This is a genomic window from Clostridioides sp. ZZV15-6383, assembly GCF_020657735.1.
Lineage (GTDB): Bacteria > Bacillota > Clostridia > Peptostreptococcales > Peptostreptococcaceae > Clostridioides > Clostridioides difficile_D.
The window spans coordinates 34,794-55,748 of sequence record NZ_JAGWCV010000020.1 but is presented as its reverse complement, the minus strand read 5'-3'; the positions used below and the strand labels follow the sequence as shown (position 1 = coordinate 55,748).

Annotated in this window: 17 protein-coding genes; 16 read left to right on the top strand and 1 reads right to left on the bottom strand. The window is 28.8% G+C overall.

The window, feature by feature from the left end:
• Window positions 1-1,126 precede the first annotated feature (1,126 nt).
• From KGF42_RS09465 to KGF42_RS09400, 14 genes are all read left to right on the top strand, one after another.
• Window positions 1,127-2,311, top strand: coding sequence for a S41 family peptidase (locus KGF42_RS09465; protein WP_227826196.1), 1,185 nt, complete (start codon window positions 1,127-1,129; stop codon window positions 2,309-2,311).
• 347 nt (window positions 2,312-2,658) lie between these two features.
• Window positions 2,659-4,059, top strand: coding sequence for a sigma 54-interacting transcriptional regulator (locus tag KGF42_RS09460; protein ID WP_285891575.1), 1,401 nt, complete (start codon window positions 2,659-2,661; stop codon window positions 4,057-4,059).
• 265 nt (window positions 4,060-4,324) lie between these two features.
• On the top strand, window positions 4,325-5,392 hold the full coding sequence (gene ord / locus KGF42_RS09455) for a 2,4-diaminopentanoate dehydrogenase (RefSeq protein WP_054272396.1): 1,068 nt from the start codon (window positions 4,325-4,327) through the stop codon (window positions 5,390-5,392).
• A gap of 80 nt (window positions 5,393-5,472) precedes the next feature.
• Window positions 5,473-5,781 (top strand): 2-amino-4-oxopentanoate thiolase subunit OrtA, encoded by a 309-nt coding sequence (gene ortA, locus KGF42_RS09450; protein ID WP_227823135.1) that lies wholly within the window; start codon window positions 5,473-5,475, stop codon window positions 5,779-5,781.
• Window positions 5,774-7,204, top strand: coding sequence for a 2-amino-4-oxopentanoate thiolase subunit OrtB (ortB, locus tag KGF42_RS09445; protein ID WP_227826195.1), 1,431 nt, complete (start codon window positions 5,774-5,776; stop codon window positions 7,202-7,204). Before ortA ends, ortB begins: the two co-directional genes overlap by 8 nt.
• A 77-nt stretch (window positions 7,205-7,281) precedes the next feature.
• Window positions 7,282-7,656, top strand: coding sequence for an ornithine aminomutase subunit alpha (locus KGF42_RS09440; protein WP_227823133.1), 375 nt, complete (start codon window positions 7,282-7,284; stop codon window positions 7,654-7,656).
• The gene (gene oraE, locus KGF42_RS09435; RefSeq protein WP_227826194.1) at window positions 7,650-9,854 is read left to right on the top strand and encodes a D-ornithine 4,5-aminomutase subunit OraE; all 2,205 of its coding nucleotides are present in this window, start codon (window positions 7,650-7,652) and stop codon (window positions 9,852-9,854) included. Before KGF42_RS09440 ends, oraE begins: the two co-directional genes overlap by 7 nt.
• A complete protein-coding gene (locus tag KGF42_RS09430; RefSeq protein WP_227823131.1) occupies window positions 9,854-11,263 on the top strand; it encodes a GlmL-related ornithine degradation protein in 1,410 nt (469 codons plus the stop codon). The genes oraE and KGF42_RS09430 overlap by 1 nt, the downstream gene beginning before the upstream one ends.
• Window positions 11,248-12,312 (top strand): ornithine racemase Orr, encoded by a 1,065-nt coding sequence (gene orr / locus KGF42_RS09425; RefSeq protein ID WP_227826193.1) that lies wholly within the window; start codon window positions 11,248-11,250, stop codon window positions 12,310-12,312. The genes KGF42_RS09430 and orr overlap by 16 nt, the downstream gene beginning before the upstream one ends.
• 29 nt (window positions 12,313-12,341) lie before the next feature.
• Complete coding sequence (nhaC, locus tag KGF42_RS09420) at window positions 12,342-13,763, top strand: Na+/H+ antiporter NhaC (RefSeq protein ID WP_227826192.1); 1,422 nt, start codon at window positions 12,342-12,344, stop codon at window positions 13,761-13,763.
• Between the two features lie 303 nt (window positions 13,764-14,066).
• Window positions 14,067-14,531: a GyrI-like domain-containing protein gene (locus KGF42_RS09415; RefSeq protein WP_227826191.1), complete on the top strand. Its 465-nt coding sequence runs from the start codon at window positions 14,067-14,069 to the stop codon at window positions 14,529-14,531.
• Between the two features lie 316 nt (window positions 14,532-14,847).
• A complete protein-coding gene (locus KGF42_RS09410; RefSeq protein WP_413927005.1) occupies window positions 14,848-15,087 on the top strand; it encodes a hypothetical protein in 240 nt (79 codons plus the stop codon).
• Between the two features lie 346 nt (window positions 15,088-15,433).
• Window positions 15,434-16,294, top strand: a complete 861-nt coding sequence (locus KGF42_RS09405; RefSeq protein ID WP_227823128.1) for a helix-turn-helix domain-containing protein — start codon at window positions 15,434-15,436, stop codon at window positions 16,292-16,294.
• A 246-nt stretch (window positions 16,295-16,540) separates the two neighbouring features.
• Window positions 16,541-18,655, top strand: coding sequence for a 3'-5' exonuclease (locus tag KGF42_RS09400; RefSeq protein WP_227823127.1), 2,115 nt, complete (start codon window positions 16,541-16,543; stop codon window positions 18,653-18,655).
• 192 nt (window positions 18,656-18,847) lie between these two features.
• Here KGF42_RS09400 and KGF42_RS09395 read toward each other — a convergent pair whose 3' ends face one another.
• Entirely contained in the window at window positions 18,848-19,453 is a 606-nt protein-coding gene (locus tag KGF42_RS09395; RefSeq protein ID WP_413927004.1) for a hypothetical protein, read from the bottom strand.
• 188 nt (window positions 19,454-19,641) lie between these two features.
• Between KGF42_RS09395 and KGF42_RS09390 the strand changes: the two genes are divergently transcribed.
• Complete coding sequence (locus KGF42_RS09390) at window positions 19,642-19,797, top strand: hypothetical protein (RefSeq protein ID WP_227820782.1); 156 nt, start codon at window positions 19,642-19,644, stop codon at window positions 19,795-19,797.
• Between the two features lie 143 nt (window positions 19,798-19,940).
• On the top strand, window positions 19,941-20,876 hold the full coding sequence (gene blaCDD / locus KGF42_RS09385) for a CDD family class D beta-lactamase (protein ID WP_227826190.1): 936 nt from the start codon (window positions 19,941-19,943) through the stop codon (window positions 20,874-20,876).
• Window positions 20,877-20,955: the final 79 nt, after the last annotated feature.

The following is a 20,955-nucleotide window of genomic DNA, read 5'->3' as shown; positions in this document are numbered from 1 at the left end:
TCTTCTGAATAATATTTTTTCATATATTTTCCTCGTTTTTAATTTTATTATATTTGAAAAAAGAGAATAAAAAAACCTATTTTTGGAGTGGTTTAAAAATTTGTCCAAAAATAGGGTTCCAGTTCATAGTAAAAATTAAATATAAAAAGTACTAGATTTTTTCGGAAACTACACTCTCGACAATAGACTATAGTTCCTTATTTCCAAAGAGATAGGAGAATTCCAGTTCTCTTATCTCTTTTAATACGAATTTACATCTTTATTATATCGCATTTTAAGAAAAAATAAAACTGTGAATATTAGAAATATATTTTAATTAATTTTTTAATAATAATCTTTAAATGTAGATAAAATTAAAAAGGCTTATCTAGAAAACAAAATCTATCTAATTATACTTACCAATACCATAACTTGGTGCAAACAGACTCTACTACATTTTATCCGTACTATAGTATAAAATCATCTAACTATGTATCTAAAAAATTACAATAATCATATGAACTACCAATATAAGTAGTCAATATGTGTGTACACTTATTCCATTTTATCTCCAAACATATATATTATTATTTCCCTAAAAAACTTCCATAAAAACAAAAAGAGCAATATCTTTGGGTATCAGATATAATATTAATGTCAAGAGAAATTGTTTATGCTATGGAGCAAAGATATGAATGGAAAGATACAACTACATTTACTGTATTAAAAAGATTACAAAGTTTAATATAGTATTATATAGTACAGTAGTTTCAATTACTGTAAACGTAAAACAAGTTAGAAAGTTTCAAAAAATGTGATAGTTTTAGCACTTAAAGAAACACAACATTGTGAGACTTTAGTTAAACTTATTAGAGAATAACGGAGTTTCAGCCTTTTACATTATGTTATAAAGGTGGTTTTGCCACCAGTTTTCTACTGTAATTATTTTTCAGTGGCAAATTTACCTTGCAATATTTTCAAGAATGATTACTTTTTTGGTTTATTATTTTGCTAATAACATGAGAATGTTATTCATAGTTCTGACAAGCATTTATTTAAATAAAAGTATATAGCTTTGGATTTTGACAACATTTCTTATTTATTTACTATATGATTTAGGTAAGATGTGTAAATAGGAGGACATTTTATGAAGTATAAGATTTTAATAATAGTTTTGTTAATATTCTTAATTAATGTTGGATGTTCAAAACCTGATACTTTAACAATAGAAGAGAAAGTAGAGGATTTTGAACAACTATATAATGAGATTAAAAAAGGATATCCATTTTTAGAAGTTAATAAGAGACAAAATAAAAAAGACTGGATTGCAAAAAAAGATAGTTTTAAAAAACGAATTACTAGTACCATGTCTGACCAAGATTTTGCTAATGAATTAGATGCTATATTGCAAGAATTAAACAATAATCATACTGAGCTGATTAATAATAAAGAATATTTTGATACGATTAAAGAACTTTATGAACCTCTTGGATGGTATGATTTTTTTGATGATAGAGATGTAAATGATATGTATAACATTTTAGAAAACGGTCAAGGATCTGGAAGTGAAAGTTATGAAGATATAGAGTTAAAAGATTTAGTCCAAGATAAAATTGGATATGTGTATATTCCTCAAATGAATTCTGCTAACAAATCAATTAAAAATGATATGAAAAGAATTAATTTATATTTAAAGAAAGTACAAGATTATCAATCACTTATTATTGATATAAGAGGTAATACTGGTGGTACTGATGAATATTGGGTGGATTTAGTATCTTTGCTTACAGATAAAGATTATAAGTGTAAGGGATATCGTTTATTTAGAAATAATTCAGATGTAATTAATAACTACACTAAAAAAAGAAATATAAATCTTAATGATATTAGTAAATTGCCTAAAGAATTGATTAAGAATGCACCGAAAGAAGTAGAAAGTATGTTTACAGATTTTGAATATAACCAAGTAGTTGTAGAAGGAAAATCAAAGACACCATTTAAGGGAAAAATATATTTATTGGTTGATGATATGGTATTTTCAGCAGCAGAATCATTTGCTATATTTTGTAAAGAACAAAATTTTGCAACTATAATTGGTTGTAAAACTAGTGGTGATGGGTATGTTTATGACCCTGTATTATTTAAACTAGAGAATAGTGGCCTTATTGCTAGAATGTCATCATCAATGTATTTAACTGATAGTGGAATATGTGATGAAGAGGATAAAGTCACACCTGATATATATGTTGAATATCCTATAAAGAATAATATACCAAAGCTTGATGATTGTATTAATAAAGTGTTAGAGCTTGAAAAAATTAACTATTCTTAGATTTCTATAGATTGTTTGTTGAATAATCTATAATTATATTATGGACTAAAAAATCCAATGAGCTAATTTATTGGTTTTTTATATTTGAGAGATTGCAAATTATTAGTTTGTATATCTCTTTTTTTAATAAAATCAATAATATATAAAATCATTGGTACATTTAATGACAATTCAAATATTGTATATAACCATAATGAAAGATATATAAATAAAATTTTAAATATACTTAAAAACATATTAATATAATGTACATAAAAAATATCATAAATATATGATAAGATAAATACAATAGCAACATTTTATTAATTTTTTGGGTTTTTATATATTTAGGTACTGGGGTGATATAGTTGAACCAAGAGATATTTTTTAAAGTAATGAATGAAATATTGGAAAATATTGATGAAGGGGTACATTTTGTTAATAAAGAAGGGAAAACTATAATCTACAATAGTTCTGTACAAAAAATGGAAAAAATGAATAGACATGATATTTTAACCAATTCATTTTTTGATATAGTCAGCAAAATGAAAATAAATAGAAGTACACTAGTAGAAGTTTTGGAAAAAAGAGAAATTATTAAAGACAATATTCAAAAATATCTAGATAAAAATGGAAAAGAAATAACAGCAATTAATACTACAATACCAATTGACATTAAAGGAGAATTTGTAGGAGCACTTGAAATATCAAAGAATATGACAACTATAGAAAATTTACTAAACAGAAATTATAAAAAAAATTTAATCAATAAAGTTAATAACAAGCAAAAAAAAGGCTATGAATTTGATGATATTTTAGGGGAGAGTAATTTGATTAAAGAAGCAATAGCAAAATCTAAGAAAGCTTGCAAGTCTGATGCTTCAGTATTTATATATGGTGAAACTGGAACGGGTAAAGAGTTATTTAGCCAGTCCATTCACTATGGAAGTAATAGAAGAAATTATCCGTTTATAGCACAAAATTGTGCAGCTTTGCCAGAATCATTATTCGAAGGTATACTTTTTGGGACTAGCAAGGGAGGATTTACAGGGGCAATAGATAGGCCAGGCTTATTTGAACAAGCTAATAAAGGAACTTTATTATTAGATGAAATAAATTCCATGCCTATTATGTTACAGGCTAAATTACTAAGGGTTTTACAAGAAGGTTATGTAAGAAGAGTTGGAGGAACTAAGGATATACCTATAGATGTAAGAATTATTGCAACAACAAATGAAAGTCCGAGGGTTATTTTAAATGAGCATAAAATGAGAAAAGATTTATATTATAGGCTTAATATAATTCATATAAAAATTCCTCCTCTTAGAGATAGAAAAGAGGACATACCTTTATTGTGCAAAAAATTTATTTCAAAGTATAATAAAAAGTTAAATAAAAAAGTGGTAGGAATTTCAGATGAAGCTATCAGAATTTTAAAAAATTACAACTGGCAAGGTAACATAAGAGAGTTAGAAAACATAATTTATTGTACTATGAGTATGATGGAAGATGAGGTGCAAATAGAAACAAGTATGATTAATCTAAATGACTATTATAATCTTAAAGAGAATAAAGAGAGTAATAATTATTCTTTAAACGATTTGGAGGATAAAACACTTAATAAGATTATCAGTGAGATAGAAGAAAAGTATATATATGAATCGTTAGAAAAGACATCGTACAACATAACTAAGGCTGCATCAATTTTAGGTATGAATAGGCAAAATTTACAATATAAAATAAAAAAATATAATATCAAAATATTATAAAGAAGCAAAATAAAAAAGTAAAATATAAGCAAAATCAAAGTAAAATAAAAAAGCAAAATAAAGGAGCAAAATTATTATAAAAGAGCAAAATATTTTGCTCTTTTTTTATTTCTCAGAAGAAATATTATTTTTTAATTATGAAAATACATAACAAAATAATTATAGTTTCAACGTTCCAATAAATATTTACTTTAATTCTAAAGTTGGCATGATTTATGCTTTAACTAATTATTAAGAATATATAAATTTTTAGGAGGTTGTATATATGAGAAAAGTAAGAGTTGGAATTTGGGGATTTGGAGCTATGGGAATAGGTATGGCTAATATGATTCTAAAGAAAGAAGGTATAGAAATAGTATCTGTTTGTAGTAGAAGCACTTCAGGGAAAAGTATGTATGACATCTTAGGAATTGAAAGAGGAGAAAGACCAGAGGTCATTATCAATGGAAATTATGAAGAAGTTTTTAAAGAAAAAAGTGTAGATGTTGTTTTGTTAGCAACTGATTCATTCACTAAAAAGGCTTTTGATAAAATAATGTTCTTGTTAAATAGAAAAATAAATGTTATATCAACAGCAGAACAAATGGCATATCCACAAGCTGATGATGCAGATTTAGCTAAGAAAATGGATGAAGTTGCAAAAGAGAATGGAGTAAGCATACTTGGAACAGGAATAAATCCAGGATTTGTATTAGATTTACTAGTATTAGCACTTTCAGGGACTTGCGAGGAAGTTACTAGTATAAAAGCTAAGAGAGTAAATGACTTATCTCCATTTGGAAAGTCTGTTATGGTGGAACAAGGTGTTGGAGTAACAAAAGAAGTATTTGTAAAAGGTGTAGAAAATAATACTATAGCAGGTCATGTTGGTTTTGTAGAATCAATAAATATGATAGCTGATGGATTAGGCTGGAGACTAGATAAGATAGAACAAACAAAAGAACCAATAATGACTACAGTAGATAGAAAATCTAAGTACGGAGAGGCTTTGGCTGGAAATGTTGCTGGTTGTAGACAGTGTGGATATGGATATGTAAACGGAGAAGTTTTAATTGAAATGGAGCATCCACAACAGATAATACCAGAAGCAGAAGGTATTAAAACAGGAGACTATGTATCAATAAAAGGTATACCAAACATTGATTTACAAATAAATCCTGAAATACCTGGAGGAGTAGGTACTTATGCAATGATAGTAAACTCTATTCCATTAATAATAAATGCTAGACCAGGTCTTAAAACTATGTTGGATATACCAGTACCTAGAGCAATAATGGGAGATATAAGAAATCAGATAGAAGTTGAATTAGAGGAAGAATCAAAGGCTAATTAGTAAAATAACAGTTAGTTAATTAATAAAATAGCAGTAAACTAATTAGTAAAATAATAGTCAATTAATAAGGGGATGAAAAAATGGATGCTAAAATTAATGATTGGGTTATTATACACAATATAGTATTGACTCCAGAAGAAAGAGCTCCACAAGTTCCAGAGGATACTAAAAAAGTATCCTTAGAAATGTGGGTTAAAGGATTTATACAAAGTGATGCTTCTATAGGTGATTTAGTAGAAGTTAAAACAATTACAGGTAGAATTGTAAAAGGTAATTTACTTAAAGTAAATCCATACTATACTCATGACTATGGTAAATGTATACCAGAGTTACTCCAAATAGGAATACAAGCTAAAGAAATATTATTTGGAGGTGTATATAATGAATAATACAGCATCAATGAAAGACATGAGCTATCAAGCTGTTATGGGAAGAAATAATGAAATAATGAAAAATGCAATTGGATTGGATTACTCATCTTTTGAACAAGAAGGAATAGGATTTGATTATGAAAAAATGATGAGTGAAACAGGATATACATTACAAGATATTGAGGTGATTCAATCACAATATGCTGTTGGAAATACCCCTATAATAGAACTTAAAAATTTGACTAAGTTAGCTAGAAAATGTGCTAAAGAAGGTAAAGGTGCTAGAATATTTGTAAAAGATGAAGCAATGAATGCATCTGGTAGTTTTAAAGCAAGAAGAGCAGCTACTGCAGTATATCATGCAAAAAAAATGGGCTATAAAGGTGTAATAGCAGCTACTAGCGGTAACTATGGTGCAGCTGTAGCATCTCAAGCAGCAATGCAAGGATTAAAATGTATAATAGTTCAAGAATGTTATGACTCTAATGGTATAGGTCAACCTGAAATTATAGAAAAAGCAAGAAAATGTGAGGCATATGGAGCAGAAGTTGTTCAATTAACTGTTGGACCAGAATTGTTTTATACATTCTTAGTACTATTAGAAGAAACAGGATATTTTAATGCTTCACTATATTCACCATTTGGGATTGCAGGTGTAGAAACTTTAGGGTATGAGTTAGCTATTCAATTTAGAGAAAAATATAAAAAATACCCAGATGTAGTTGTTTGTACAAATGCAGGTGGTGGTAATCTCACTGGAACTGCAAGGGGATTGATAAAAGCCGGTTCTCTTAATACTAAAGTAGTAGGAGCAAGTGTCGATTTAAAAGGATTACACATGGCTAGTGATAATCAATTTAATAAAAAATCATTTACAACAGGGCATACAGGTTTTGGTATACCATTCTGTACGTGGCCTGATAGGTCAGATGTACCTAGGTCTGCAGCTAGACCACTTAGATATATGGACAGATACGTTTTAGTAAAACAAGGAGAGGTTTTTTATACAACTGAATTATTGGCACAGTTAGAAGGTATAGAAAGAGGTCCAGCAGGAAATACATCTTTAGCAGCAGCATTCTCTTTAGCTCAAGAATTAGATGAGGATAAAGTTATAGTAGTACAAGAAACAGAGTACACAGGTGCAGGGAAACACATATGTCCACAACTTACTTTTGCAAGAGAAAATGGAATAGATATAAAATTTGGAAATCCAAGAGAAGAAATTCCAGGAGTAAACTTAATATTACCAGAAAGGCCAGAATTATTAAAATGTGTTGATATAGATATGAATAAAATAAGAAAATCATTTATAAAAAATTGTATATCTAACAATCACATTGATAATATTGATAATCTAAGTAATCAAGATATAGAATTTTTGATGGAGGAAGTAAAAAGTTCAAGAGATTTTGTTGTTGATGTATTAAATAATTTATAGTAATTATTGTTTTTTAAGTTAACATATAATAAATATTCGGAAAATTCGATTAAATTAATATGAATGGAGGAATGTTCATGAAAAAAAGAGAGGATGATTTTGAAGTTAGAAGAAAACATCTTCAAGAACTAAGTGATGATGAGTTAAAAGAAAGGTTTTGGAGTTTAGCTACCCAGATAGTAGAACCAATGATAGACCTTGGTAAAAAGAATACAACACCATCAATAGAAAGGTCTGTTTTGTTACGAATGGGATTTTCTTCTCTTGAAATAAAACCTATTTTAGAAGGTGTTATGGAAAGAGGTCTTATAGGTAAAGGGGCAGGGCATGTAGTTTATAAGTTGGCTAAATCTAAAAATATAACTGTTAGAGAAGCAGGTTTATTATTAGTTAATGGTAAATATTGGGATGAAGTTACATGTTTATTTAGAGAAGGGGTAGAATCATGTTAAAGGAAAATAAAAAGTTAGATATAGACTATATATTAAAAGATTTGGATAAATATAAACCAAAGAGAAGAGGTTGGGTTTGGAGAGAGCATTTGGAAAATCTTGAAATGGGACCTTTTGAATATAAAGACTGTACAAAACCTTTAAAAGACAGTGTGGGGCTACCATCATCTAAGTATTTCAATAATATAGACCCTCAACCAAGCCCAGTTATTACTACTGAAATAGCTTCTGGCAGATTTGAAGATGATATAAGAAGAATGAGAATGGCAGCTCATCACGGAGCTGACCACCTAATGGTTATTAGAACTGCTGGACAATCACATTTTGATGGTCTTATAGAAGGAACTCCACAAGGTATAGGTGGAGTTCCAATAACAAGAAAACAAGTGAGAGCTCAAAGAAAGGCTCTTGATTTTATAGAAGAAGAAGTTGGTAGACCTATTAATTACCATTCATATGTAAGTGGTGTTGCTGGTCCTGAAGTAGCAGTAATGTTTGCTGAGGAAGGAGTCAATGGAGCACATCAAGACCCGCAATATAATGTTCTATATAGAAATATAAACATGGTAAGGTCTTTTGTAGATGCTTGTGAAGCTAAGAAAATAATGGCTTTTGCCAATATAGCTCAAATAGACGGAGCACATAATGCTAATGCTACTGCTAGAGAAGCATGGAAGGTAATGCCTGAACTTATGGTTCAACATGCTTTAAACTCTATATTCTCAGAAAAAATAGGAATAGATAAAAGTAATATATGCTTATCAACAGTTCCGCCAACAGCACCTCCAGCACCGTGTTTAAGAATAGACTTACCTTACGCTGTTGCACTTAGAGAATTATTTAGTGATTATAAGATGAGAGCTCAAATGAATACTAAATATATGGAGTCATCAACTAGAGAAGCAACAGTTACTCATGTATTAAATCTATTGACATCAGTCTTAACTAGAGCTGACATACAATCAACTATAACACCTGATGAAGGTAGAAATGTACCTTGGCATATATACAACATAGAAGCATGTGATACAGCAAAGCAAGCTTTAGTTGGTATGGATGGTCTTATGGATATGATAGAACTTAAAGATGTTGGTGAATTAAGATGTAAAGCAAGAGAGCTCAAAGAAAGAGCTGTATTATATATGGAAGAAATATGTGAAGTTGGGGGATATTTTGAATCTGTAGAGCAAGGATTTTTCGTTGACTCAGGAAATTATCCAGAAAGAAATGGTGATGGAATATCTAGAAAAATAAAAGGAGGAGTTGGTGAAGGTACTGTTTATGAAAGAGAAGAAGATTATTTAGCACCTGTAACTGCTCACTTTGGATACAACAATGTAGTTCAATACGATAAAAATGCTATAGACAATCCATCACTCTTAATAGATGGATGTACATTTGAAAATCCAGACAAAATCATATACATTGATGAGCTTGACGATTTTGATAATGTGGAAAATAGACTAAAAGAATCAGACGAATACAGAAATGGAACTAAAATTAAGCCTGAAATGGAATGGTGTGCAGATGGAATTGTAATGATAACAATGATGCTTCCTACTGATAAAAGAACAGCTGAATTTGCAGCTCTAGAATTTGTCAAAAAAATGAACTTACAAGAAGTTGAGGTTATAAGTAGAGAAGTTATGCATGAATCTGAAGGGACTAGGATAGAAGTGAAGGGAAGAGTTCCATTTGATATAGATTTAAACAGTTTAGTAATACCAGAAGAACCTAAAGTACTAACTGATGAAGAAATAAGAGCAGATATAGAAGAAAAACCTATGAAAATAGTTTCAGCTACAGTTGGGGAAGACGAACATTCAGTTGGTTTAAGGGAAATAATAGATATAAAACATGGTGGTATTGAAAAATATGGTATAGAATGTCATTACTTAGGGACTTCTGTACCTGTAGAAAAATTGGTAGATGCAGCAATTGAACTAAATGCAGACGCAATACTTGCATCTACAATAATAAGTCATGATGATATTCACTATAAAAACATGAAGAAATTACACGATTATTGTGTAGAGAAAGGTATAAGAGACAAAGTAATAATTGCGTGTGGAGGAACACAAGTGACACCTGAAATAGCCGTTGAACAAGGCATAGATGCTGGATTTGGAAGAAACAGCAAAGGCATACATGTAGCCACTTTCTTAGTTGAAAAAAGAAGAGAAATGAACAATAAATAATGGAAAATAACAAAATTTCTTTAAAAATAGATGTGTTGGTAGCTGAAATTGGAAGTACTACTACTGTGGTAAACGCTTTCCACAATATTGATACTGATAATCCTGTATTTTGGGGTCAAGGTCAAGCTCCAACCACAGTGTTTGAAGGTGGCGATGTAAGAAATGGCTTATCAGGTGCTATTAAAGATTTAGCTAATAAATTATCTGTAGATGATATAGAGTATAATGATATGTTTGCAACTTCTAGTGCAGCTGGTGGATTAAAAATGACTGTTCATGGATTAGTATATGATATGACAGTAAAAGCAGCTAAAGAGGCAGCTCTAGGAGCTGGAGCTGTTATTCGTCAAGTAACATCAGGTAGAATTAAAAGAACTGATTTAAATAAAATAAAAGAGATAAATCCAAACATAATTTTAATAGCTGGTGGAGTTGATTATGGAGAAAGAGATACAGCTATTTATAATGCAGAAATGATAGCTTCTATGAATTTAGGCATACCAGTTGTATATGCTGGAAATGTTGAAAATCAAGAGGAAGTAAGGTTAATATTTGATGATACAAATTATAAGCTTTATATAACCGAAAATGTATATCCTAAAATAGATTTATTGAATATAGAACCTACAAGAAAAATCATTCAAGGTGTGTTTGAAGAACACATAACCAAAGCACCAGGAATGAAGTACATTAAAGAAATGGTTAATGAAAATATTACTCCAACTCCGGGAGCTGTAATGGAAGCTTCTAAACTCTTATATAAAAATATTGGAGATTTGTTAACTATAGATGTAGGTGGAGCAACTACTGATGTACATTCTGTTACAGATGGAAGTGACTATATTAATAAAATATTAGTTAATCCTGAACCTGTAGCAAAGAGAAGTGTTGAGGGGGATTTAGGTGTATATGTAAATATGAAAAATATAGTAGAAGTTATAGGCAAAGAAAATTTACAAAGTGAATTATTTATAGATATTGATACAATAATAGACAATTATCCACCAATACCAAAATCAAAAGAAGAAATATTATTTGTTGAGAGATTGACACAAGAAGCTGTTGTTAAAGCTATGTTAAGACATTCAGGAAAAATAAGAAATATATATGGAACAACTGGAAAAATCAAAATTGCAGAAGGGAAAGATTTAACAGAAGTAAGATATATAGTTGGTACAGGGGGAGCACTTACTAGGCTCCCTAGTAGAATAAAAATATTAGACGATATGCTTAAATACAATAAAAATAAAGAATTACTATTTCCAAAGGAAAAAACAAAAATATTGATAGATAATGACTATATTATGGCATCTATGGGTGTTTTATCTAAAAAATATGAAGAAGCATCTCTTAAGCTCCTATTAAAAAGTTTGAATTTTGAGGAGGAAAGATTATGTACCCTAGGTTAGAAATAGATATAGAAAAGTTAAAGCATAATGCTAAAATAATTTCGCAGATGTGTCATGAAAGAAATATTAAGATATCTTTTGTTACTAAATCATTTTGTGCACAAAAAGAAATAGTAGAAGCAGTATGTAGTGAAGGAATAGACCATATAGCAGATTCAAGAATACAAAACTTAAAAAAATTACAAGACATAAACTTACCTAAAATATTGATTAGAATTCCAATGCTAAGTGAATTAGAAGAGGTTATCAATTATTGTGATATTAGTTTTAATTCAGAGTTAGGAATAATAAAGAAATTAAATGAATTATGTGAGAGTAAAAATATTATTCATAAGATAGTTCTTATGTTTGACTTAGGAGATTTACGAGAGGGATATTTTTATGAAGAAGACCTCTTTGATAGTGTAAAAGAAATAGTAAGATTAAAAAATATCAAAATAATTGGTATAGCTACAAACTTAACTTGTTATGGAGCTATTATACCATCTAGAGAAAATATAGGCAGACTAGTAAGTATAGCACAAAAGATGAAAGAGAAATTTGGAATAAATCTAGAAATAGTATCTGGAGGTAATTCAAGTTCCATACATCTAATGACAAGTGATAATATGCCAGAAGGTATTACTAATTTGAGAATAGGCGAATCTATTTTACTTGGTAGAGAAACAGCATACGGTAAAAATATACATGGGACATATCAAGATGTATTTAAATTAATATGCCAAGTAGTTGAATGTAAAGAAAAGCCATCAGTTCCTATTGGAGAAATAGGAGTTGATGCTTTTAGAAATAAACCTGTTTATGAAGATAAGGGAATATTAAAAAGAGCAATCATAGCTATAGGTAAACAGGATATAAATATTGACTCTTTAATTCCAATAGACACTTATATAAAAATATTAGGAGCAAGTTCAGACCACATGATATTAGATGTAAGTAACACAAATCATAATTATAAAGTAGGTGATAATGTGGAATTTTTTTTAACCTATGGAGGTGTCATGTCATCTAGTACAAGTGAATATGTTTCAAAAAAAATTATAGTGTAGTGTTCAAATAATTAGGAGGAAATTATTTTATGAAAGAGCGAGAATGTAGAAAAGCAAGTCTGTTTGATGCAATGATACCAATTACTTGTTTGATATTATTTTTAAGTCTAGGAGTATTAATATATGGCTCATCACCCCATGTACCACTAATAGGAGCCACAGCAGTAGCAGGACTTGTAGCTGTATATAGGCTTGGATTTAAATGGAAAGAGTTAGAATTAAGTATGTTTGACAGTATAAAGATGGCAATGCAAGCAATCTTAATCATAATTATAATAGGCGTACTTATAGGAACTTGGATAGTAAGTGGAGTAGTTCCATGTATGATTTACTGGGGACTAAAAATTTTATCACCAAATATTTTTTTAGTAGCATCAACACTAGTCTGTGCAATAGTATCTCTTGCGACAGGTTCATCTTGGAGTACAATGGGTACAGTAGGAGTAGCTCTTTTAGGAATTGGTCAAAGTTTAGGTATGCCAGTTGGATTAATAGTGGGTTCTATAATATCTGGAGCTTACTTTGGGGATAAACTATCACCTTTATCTGAAACAACTAACTTAGCTCCAGCAATGGCAGGAACAGATTTGTTTACACATATAAAATATATGCTATATTCAACTATACCATCATTATTAATTTGTTTAGTAATTTATGGTGTAATCGGAATGAAGTATTCAGGTCAAGCACTAGATATAAAACAGATAGAACTAATTAGGTCTACACTAGATTCTACATTTAATACTTTATCGCCAGTATTATTATTAGCTCCAGCAGTAGTAATTGGACTAGTTATATTTAAAGTTCCTGCTATACCTGGGCTTATAGTGGGTGTTGTATTGGGAATATTGTTTGCAGTAGTTTTTCAAGGAGAATCTATGAATACGATATTAGACGCAGCACAAAATGGATATGTTTCATCAACACAAATAGAAGAGGTAGATGCTTTATTATCTAAAGGTGGCATTATGAACATGATGTCTACTGTATCTTTAACAATATGTGCTCTATCTCTTGGAGGTATTTTAGAAAAAACTGGTATGCTTGAAGTAGTAGCATCTTCTTTATTAAGATTAGCAAAGGGTGTATTTGGAACAGTATTATGTACGATGGTAACTTGTACGGTTACTAACATAATAGCAGGTGAACAATACTTATCCATAGTTATACCAGGAAGAATGTATAATAAGGAATATAAAAAGAGAGGTATACATCCTAAGATGTTATCAAGGGCTTTAGAAGATAGTGGAACTTTAACTTCCCCACTAGTACCATGGAATACGTGTGGTGCGTATATAACAGCGACATTAGGTGTATCTGCATTAACATATGGTCCATATGCTTTATTAAATATTATAAATCCAATAGTATCTCTAGTATTAATTGCATGTAAGTTTAAAATAGCAAAAATAGAAGATGAACCTGAAACTTGTTTGAATTCTAATATTTGATGTTAATAAGTTTAAATTTATAGTTTTATATTAGTTTATTATTTTAATATTTGAATTGTTTGTATAAATTTTTTATAAAAAAACAAGATTTCTTTTCAGACTTGCCTTAAAATTAGGCAAGTCTTTTAAGTATGTGCTGGTTATAAGAGCACTGTGTGACAAGCATGATAAGATTGTTTTTGTTATACTTTCAATATAAGAAATGAAAGGAGATTCTGTTATATATTCATAGGAAATAATTAGATAAACAGTAAATTTCAGGAAAAAATACTAGAAATGAAAATAAAGTAATGGAGGGATAAAATGACTAGAATATCTAATATAACAATAGCTGAACAGCCTGAGTACTGTATTTTAGCAATACGAAAAACAATTGACTTTATGGTAGGGTTTTCAGAGTTTTCAAAGCAAAGTTTAAAAAAAATTTCTAAATATCTGGAGGAGAGAGGAATCTTATCCTCAGGAGCACCAATTGTATGTTTTCATAACATGGATTTAGCCAAATTGGATGTTGAAGTAGGGTTTCCTGTATCTACTTATATAGATGGGAAAAATGAAATTCTACAAAGAATTGTTCCTACACAGAAAATAATAACTGCAATTGATTTAGGACCTTATGAATTACAAGACCCTACTTTAGAGGACTTATTTTCATGGGCAAAGAACAGTGGATATAAACTTCATGGCGATATATATTATCAGTATTTGAATGATATCAATCGTCCACCTAGTGAATATCTTACGAAAATGATGTTACCTATTATATAGAGATTAAAAAATTATTGTCTATTATGTGATAACAAAAAGAATATTTACTGTATAAATTTTATTCTAATGGTAATAAAGATATTTAATTTTTATATTCTGATAATAGCTAAAACACATTGTGAAAGTGTATTTAAGGTAGTCAAGGATACTTAATTTATTGTTATATAATTTTTAGAGTGTTATAATTTAGAAGAAATAATATAGATAGATATAGGGGGAAAGTATGAAGATATATGATATATTAACACGTTTTTATATTTAAGATATAGAAAAAGCAATACCATTTTATGAGAATTTTTTAAAAGGAAAATATTATTTGCGTTTCTCTTATAAAGAAGTTGGATTAGAATTAGCACAAATAGGAAATGTCTTACTATTATCTGGTTCTGATGATTCTCTCAAATCATTTATAGAAACTAAGTCTACTTTTATGGTTGATTCTGTTAATGAATGGAGAAGTTATCTATTAAAGAATGGAGCAGTTGTGGTAAGAGATAAGAAAAAAGTTCCTACAGGATATAATATGACAGTAAAACATCCGATGGCACAATTGTAGAGTACGTTCAACATACAAAACAAGATTAGTTAAAAATAGATTTTGCTAATGGTAAGCAATTAAATGAACGGTTGTTGAAGATTAAAGGGTTAGAGTATTTAATCAAAAAGTAGAAAGTGATATATTAAACTTTTGAATTGAGAATTTATATAAGGGATTAAGGCGTTATGTTATTTAGAAAATAGTTATTATTAGGATTGGAAAACATATAAGAATATCATTAAGTTTATAGTATTAAATAAAGTACATAGAAACAATAAATTTGTTTATAAAATAGCAAGATTTATTAAATATAATTAAGTGACAATTGATATAATGTTGCATGGATAAAAGGAGGTAAGCTGCAATGTCTTATAAAGTAATTAATGTCATAACTGCTATTGACTATATAGAGGAGCATTTATCAGAAAAGCTGGATTTAGATATAGTTGCTAATGCTGTTCATTATTCAAAATATCACCTACATAGAACTTTCACATCTTCTGTTGGTCTGACAATGCACGATTATATAAAGCGAAGAAAGTTGACAGAAGCAGCAAAATTATTGGTATTTTCAAAGAAACCAATCATCGAAATTGCGTTGATAGCTGGATATGAAAGTCAACAGGCATTCACTTCTATATTTAAAGCTATGTACAAAAAATCTCCAAATAAATATAGGAAAGAACAAGAATTTTATCCTTTGCAGCTAAGATTTGTTTTGAAAAAAGATAACCTATTTTTAAAAAATGTACTAGAGTTGGAAAAAGAAATTAAACTTGCAAATATGTCTGACATACCATTATGGATGAATTTAGTGAGATTAGTCATAGATGGATTTCCAAATTTGCAAGAGGAAGAATATATATATCAATTAGAACAGTATATTTTAGAAGAAAGAGCTTTAATATTAAAACTTAATAATGTTGCTATTGCAAATATGGTGTTTAATAGAGAAACTAGGAGCATTGATTTTTTTGGAATACATCCACAGTATCGTAATTCAGACATTGCACAAGTGTTTTTGAAGAAAGTTATTGAAGATTTCTTGATAGATACTGATATTTCAATTACTACTTTTCGAGAGGGTGATAAAGCTGATACAGGTCATAGAGATATGATAAAGAAGTTGGGCTTTGCAGAAGCAGAATTGCTTGTGGAATTTGGATATCCTACTCAAAAATTTGTCCTTCCTTGTGTAGAAGAAACAGATAATAGGGAAAATTAATAGTAGATTAGATGAAAAATTTACCACATATTTTTTGTTTGAATTAATTTATATAAGAGTATTCCTATTTTCAATGTATTTTGCTTGTAAGATTACTTATGGTCATAAATATAGAAAGATTTAGTTTTTGAAAAAAGAAACTTTAAAGTTAACATTTAAGTTAAATAGCAAGAATGATTAAAAACTCCAAAACACAATTAAGTATAATGATTCAATATAAGTACTTAATTAACAAGGAGGATTTAAATGTCTGAAAATAAGCAAGTAGTAAATTGCAATACTATTGCATCCAACTCTAAACATAATATGTATGAACATGATACAGAGTTATTAACTTTTTTTCCAGATGAGATTGTACATCTAATAGAGATAAATAACAAGCTAGACGATGCTTTTAAGAAAGCTGAAAACCTTGTTGACAAGCTTGACAAGGATTATATGGATGCTAAAATGTATATGGTAAAAAATCGTGGTGAAATAGACCCGCATGAAATGTTTCAAAATGAACAAGGACTAAAACAAATAGATAACTATGGAGCTTTTATGGTAAAAGTTCGAGATAAGATTAATAAAATTAAAGATTCTCCGTACTTTGCTAGAATAGATTTTAGACTGAAAGATATGGATGATGAATCTAAGTATTATATTGGTAGATTTGCATTTGATTATGAAGATGAGCTTATAATACTTGATTGGCGTTCTCCAATTGCCAGTATGTTTTATGATTATGAAATAGGAAAAGCAGGATATGATGCTCCAATAGGATGGGTGGATGGAGAAATAACAAGAAAACGACAATTTAAAATTAAAAATGGAAAATTGGAATACGCACTAGAAAGTTCCATCAATATACAAGATGATATTCTTCAAAAGGAGCTTAGTCATACTTCAGATGAAAAGATGAAGTCAATTATTTCAACAATACAAAAGGAACAAAATCAAATTATTAGAAATGATAAAGCTGATACACTAATTATTCAAGGGGTGGCTGGTTCTGGGAAAACATCTATAGCATTACACAGAATTGCTTTTCTTCTTTATCGATTTAAAGATAAAATATCAGCAAATAATGTAATTATCCTATCGCCCAATAAAGTCTTTGGAGACTATATTTCTAATGTTCTTCCTGAACTTGGAGAAGAACCATTGTGTGAATTAAGTTTTGAAAATATAGCAGAAGTACAATTAGAGGGAGTTATTAATTTTGAAAGTGAGAAAGACCCATTAGAAATAAATGATGCTAAATGGGCTGAAAGAGTGCGTTTTAAGTCTACACTTGATTTTGTAAAACTTATTGATGATTATATAAAACAAATGCCAAATAAGATTTTTATTCCAGAAGACTACACTTTTGGAGGCTTTACAGCTAAAAGTGATTGGATACAGAGTAGATTTGAGGCATATAATAGATATCCAGTTAAGAGAAGGTTAGATAAAGTGGCTGAAGATATTCATTATAGATTTGAATCAGATAATATTATGGAAGATGATTTACCAAGAGTAAAAAGTATACTTAAGAGCTTGAATGGAATGTTGACAATAAAAAATACTCTTACATTGTATAAGGATTTTTTTAAACAAATGGATATATCAAACATGTTTGTGATGGCAGCAAAGAAAACACTTGAATGGGCAGATGTATACCCATTTATATATATTCATGCTGCGTATGAAGGATTAGAAGAAGATAAGATTATAAGACATATTGTTATTGATGAAATGCAGGATTATACTCCTATTCAATATGCTGTAATAAACTTACTTTTTAAGTGTAAAAAGACTATTCTTGGAGATTTTGGGCAATTGGTTAATCCTAATCATACTCATACACTAGATGATATGAGACAACTATATAATGAAGGAGAACTAGTTACATTGAACAAGAGTTATCGTTCTACTTTTGAGATTATTAATTTTGCAAAGAAGATTCAAGATGTATCTTCACTGGAACCTATTGAACGACATGGCGAAGAACCAGCTTTAGTTAAATGTAATAATGAACAGGATGAGATAGCTAAGATAAAAATAGAAATTGAAGAGTTTAGAAAAAGTGATAATGCAACTTTGGGTATTATATTAAAGACAGATAGTGATGCAGAAGGTATATATAATGCTTTAAAACAAGAATATAATGTTAACTTAATATCTTCTGAAAGTTCTAGTTTTACAAAAGGAGTGTCCATAACTTCTATTAAAATGTCAAAAGGTCTAGAGTTTGATGAAGTTATTGTTCCTTCAGTAAACAAAAAAACATATTGTAGTGATTATGACCGTAGTTTGCTGTACATTGCTTGTACACGAGCTATGCACAAACTTAAGTTGACATATGTTGGTGAATTGACTCAGCTTATAGGCATATAGATTGTAGATTTATTCGTTATATATGTGTTTACTTATTATAAATATAACCTTTCAGTAAAATTCATTAATAAATCAATAGAAAAACAATATTTGTAAAAAATAAAAGCTATAAATTATATTAGAAATCTTATAATTTATAGCTTTTATAATATTAATTTCTATCAAAATAAAATTAAAATGTAAATCTATAAACTAGAATAAAACAGGAAAAACTTGTTTCTTTTCTGTAAAGAATTCAAGAGCCTCAGCTACTGTCATGGACAGTATATCAACTATATTTTTACCTTTATATAATTTTGACAGAACTTCTTTGTTGATTACCTTAACTCTACCAATACCAGAACAGTTTTTACACATACCATTAGGGTCATTAAAAGAAAAATGTGAAGTTGTTCCTACATATGGTTGTCCAATTCTTGAAAATAATAATCTTAATGATGAGTACAAATCGCTTATAGTACTAACTGTGGAACGTGCATTGCCACCAAGAGGAGCTTGGTCTACGATTACAGAAGCAGTTAAATTATCAATTAGTTCTACATTAGGTTTTCTATATTTAGGTAGTCTGTTTCTGATAAATGAAGAATATGTTTCGTTCATCTGTATTTGTGATTCTGCTGCAATTGTATCAAATACAATACTAGACTTTCCAGAACTAGAAACTCCAGTAAAAACAACAATTTTATTTTTGAGAATTTTAAACAATATATTTTTTAGATTATTGTGTGTAAGCCCTTTTATTATAATATTTGACATGAGTGTTAAATCCTTTGTATTTCTAAGTTCAATTAGCCTCATAAAATATCAATAAACATTAATGAGCGTAAATAAAATTATTATATAATAAATATTCATAATTTGATAAATGTAAGAACAATTATACAATCAAAATAACTTAACTAGCTTGACATTTAAAACTTACTATTGTAATATTTAAATATTACAATAGTAAGTTTTAAAAATGGAATCAATTATTACCTAACAAATTGAAAGGAGGAAGTATAGGTACTATATTTATTTCTAGTACAAGTGAAAAGCTTAGATTTAAACTTTATAAAGAAGACTATAATACAGTAGTTAAAGCTATTTTGAAAGCTTATGATGAAAAAGAGCTGAGTTACAATCTGTTGATGTCATTGTAATTTTTAAAGATTTAAAAGGTGAGAAACCAGAAGTCGATTTTATCAACAGAAATATTGAAGCTCCTAGATTGGAGTATATTATAAATAATGTCTTCTATTTTAAGGATGGACTATAAATTTACATATGGGAGATGATATAAAGTATGAAAAGAAAAAAGAATTTTATTTGGATAGCTATCTTGTTAGTTGGTATAGTTATGGTAATGTATTACGTAGGAAAAAAACATAATGATATAAATCAAAAAACTGATAAGAATTATACAAAATCTGAATTAAATAAATCTGAAATTAAAAATAATGATAACAATAAAAAAGAAAGAGTTAATATAGTTAACTATAGTGATTCTTTTGAGGGTATTAGTGGAGGAGCTATTTTTTATAGTAGCAAAAATCAAGAATATAATATATATAATAAAGATTTAATTGAAACAAGAGCTTCACCTTGTTCTACCTTCAAAATAATTTCAACATTAATTGGTCTAGAAAAGGGGGTAATAACCTCAAAAGAATCAGTTATGGGGTATGATGGTACAAATTACCCAAATAAAAATTGGAATAAAAATCTTACTTTAGAAGAGGCATTTAAAGAATCTTGTGTCTGGTACTATAAAAAATTGATAAATAAGGTTGATTCTAAATCTGTCCAAAGTATTTTAGATGATTTAAAGTATGGGAATTGCGATATTAGTGAATGGGAAGGGGATTTAAAAAATGGAAAGGGACATTTAAATGGGTTTTGGTTAGAATCTTCATTACAAATATCTCCGAAAGAGCAAGTGCAAACAATGGCAAAAATATTTGAGGGAGATACAAGCTTTAAAAAAGAGCATATTAATATTTTAAAGGATATTATGAAAATAGATGTAAATGATAAAAACATAAATGTATATGGAAAAACTGGAACAGGATTTGATGGAAAAAATAAACGTGTAGATGCCTGGTTTGTAGGTATGCTAGAGAGAAAAGGTGATACTTATTATTTTGCTATTAAATCAGATGATTCCAATAAAGAAATTACAGGTCCAAAGATAAAGGAAATTGCAATTAATATAATTAAGAAATATTATAGTACAATATAATAAACTTAATTTTATTTGCAAATATTAGTTACTTAGAGTCTGGAAATATTTATTAAATAATTTTAATAAATTGAATTTA

What these genes read in the sequence shown, in the direction of transcription:
- KGF42_RS09405 (WP_227823128.1), top strand. Translation starts at nt 15,434, where the DNA reads ATGTCTTATAAAGTAATTAATGTCATAACTGCTATTGACTATATAGAG.
- ord (WP_054272396.1), top strand. Translation starts at nt 4,325, where the DNA reads ATGAGAAAAGTAAGAGTTGGAATTTGGGGATTTGGAGCTATGGGAATA.
- ortA (WP_227823135.1), top strand. Translation starts at nt 5,473, where the DNA reads ATGGATGCTAAAATTAATGATTGGGTTATTATACACAATATAGTATTG.
- oraE (WP_227826194.1), top strand. Translation starts at nt 7,650, where the DNA reads ATGTTAAAGGAAAATAAAAAGTTAGATATAGACTATATATTAAAAGAT.
- KGF42_RS09400 (WP_227823127.1), top strand. Translation starts at nt 16,541, where the DNA reads ATGTCTGAAAATAAGCAAGTAGTAAATTGCAATACTATTGCATCCAAC.
- blaCDD (WP_227826190.1), top strand. Translation starts at nt 19,941, where the DNA reads ATGAAAAGAAAAAAGAATTTTATTTGGATAGCTATCTTGTTAGTTGGT.
- ortB (WP_227826195.1), top strand. Translation starts at nt 5,774, where the DNA reads ATGAATAATACAGCATCAATGAAAGACATGAGCTATCAAGCTGTTATG.
- orr (WP_227826193.1), top strand. Translation starts at nt 11,248, where the DNA reads ATGTACCCTAGGTTAGAAATAGATATAGAAAAGTTAAAGCATAATGCT.
- KGF42_RS09395 (WP_413927004.1), bottom strand. Translation starts at nt 19,453, where the DNA reads ATGAGGCTAATTGAACTTAGAAATACAAAGGATTTAACACTCATGTCA.
- KGF42_RS09465 (WP_227826196.1), top strand. Translation starts at nt 1,127, where the DNA reads ATGAAGTATAAGATTTTAATAATAGTTTTGTTAATATTCTTAATTAAT.
- nhaC (WP_227826192.1), top strand. Translation starts at nt 12,342, where the DNA reads ATGAAAGAGCGAGAATGTAGAAAAGCAAGTCTGTTTGATGCAATGATA.
- KGF42_RS09430 (WP_227823131.1), top strand. Translation starts at nt 9,854, where the DNA reads ATGGAAAATAACAAAATTTCTTTAAAAATAGATGTGTTGGTAGCTGAA.
- KGF42_RS09440 (WP_227823133.1), top strand. Translation starts at nt 7,282, where the DNA reads ATGAAAAAAAGAGAGGATGATTTTGAAGTTAGAAGAAAACATCTTCAA.
- KGF42_RS09415 (WP_227826191.1), top strand. Translation starts at nt 14,067, where the DNA reads ATGACTAGAATATCTAATATAACAATAGCTGAACAGCCTGAGTACTGT.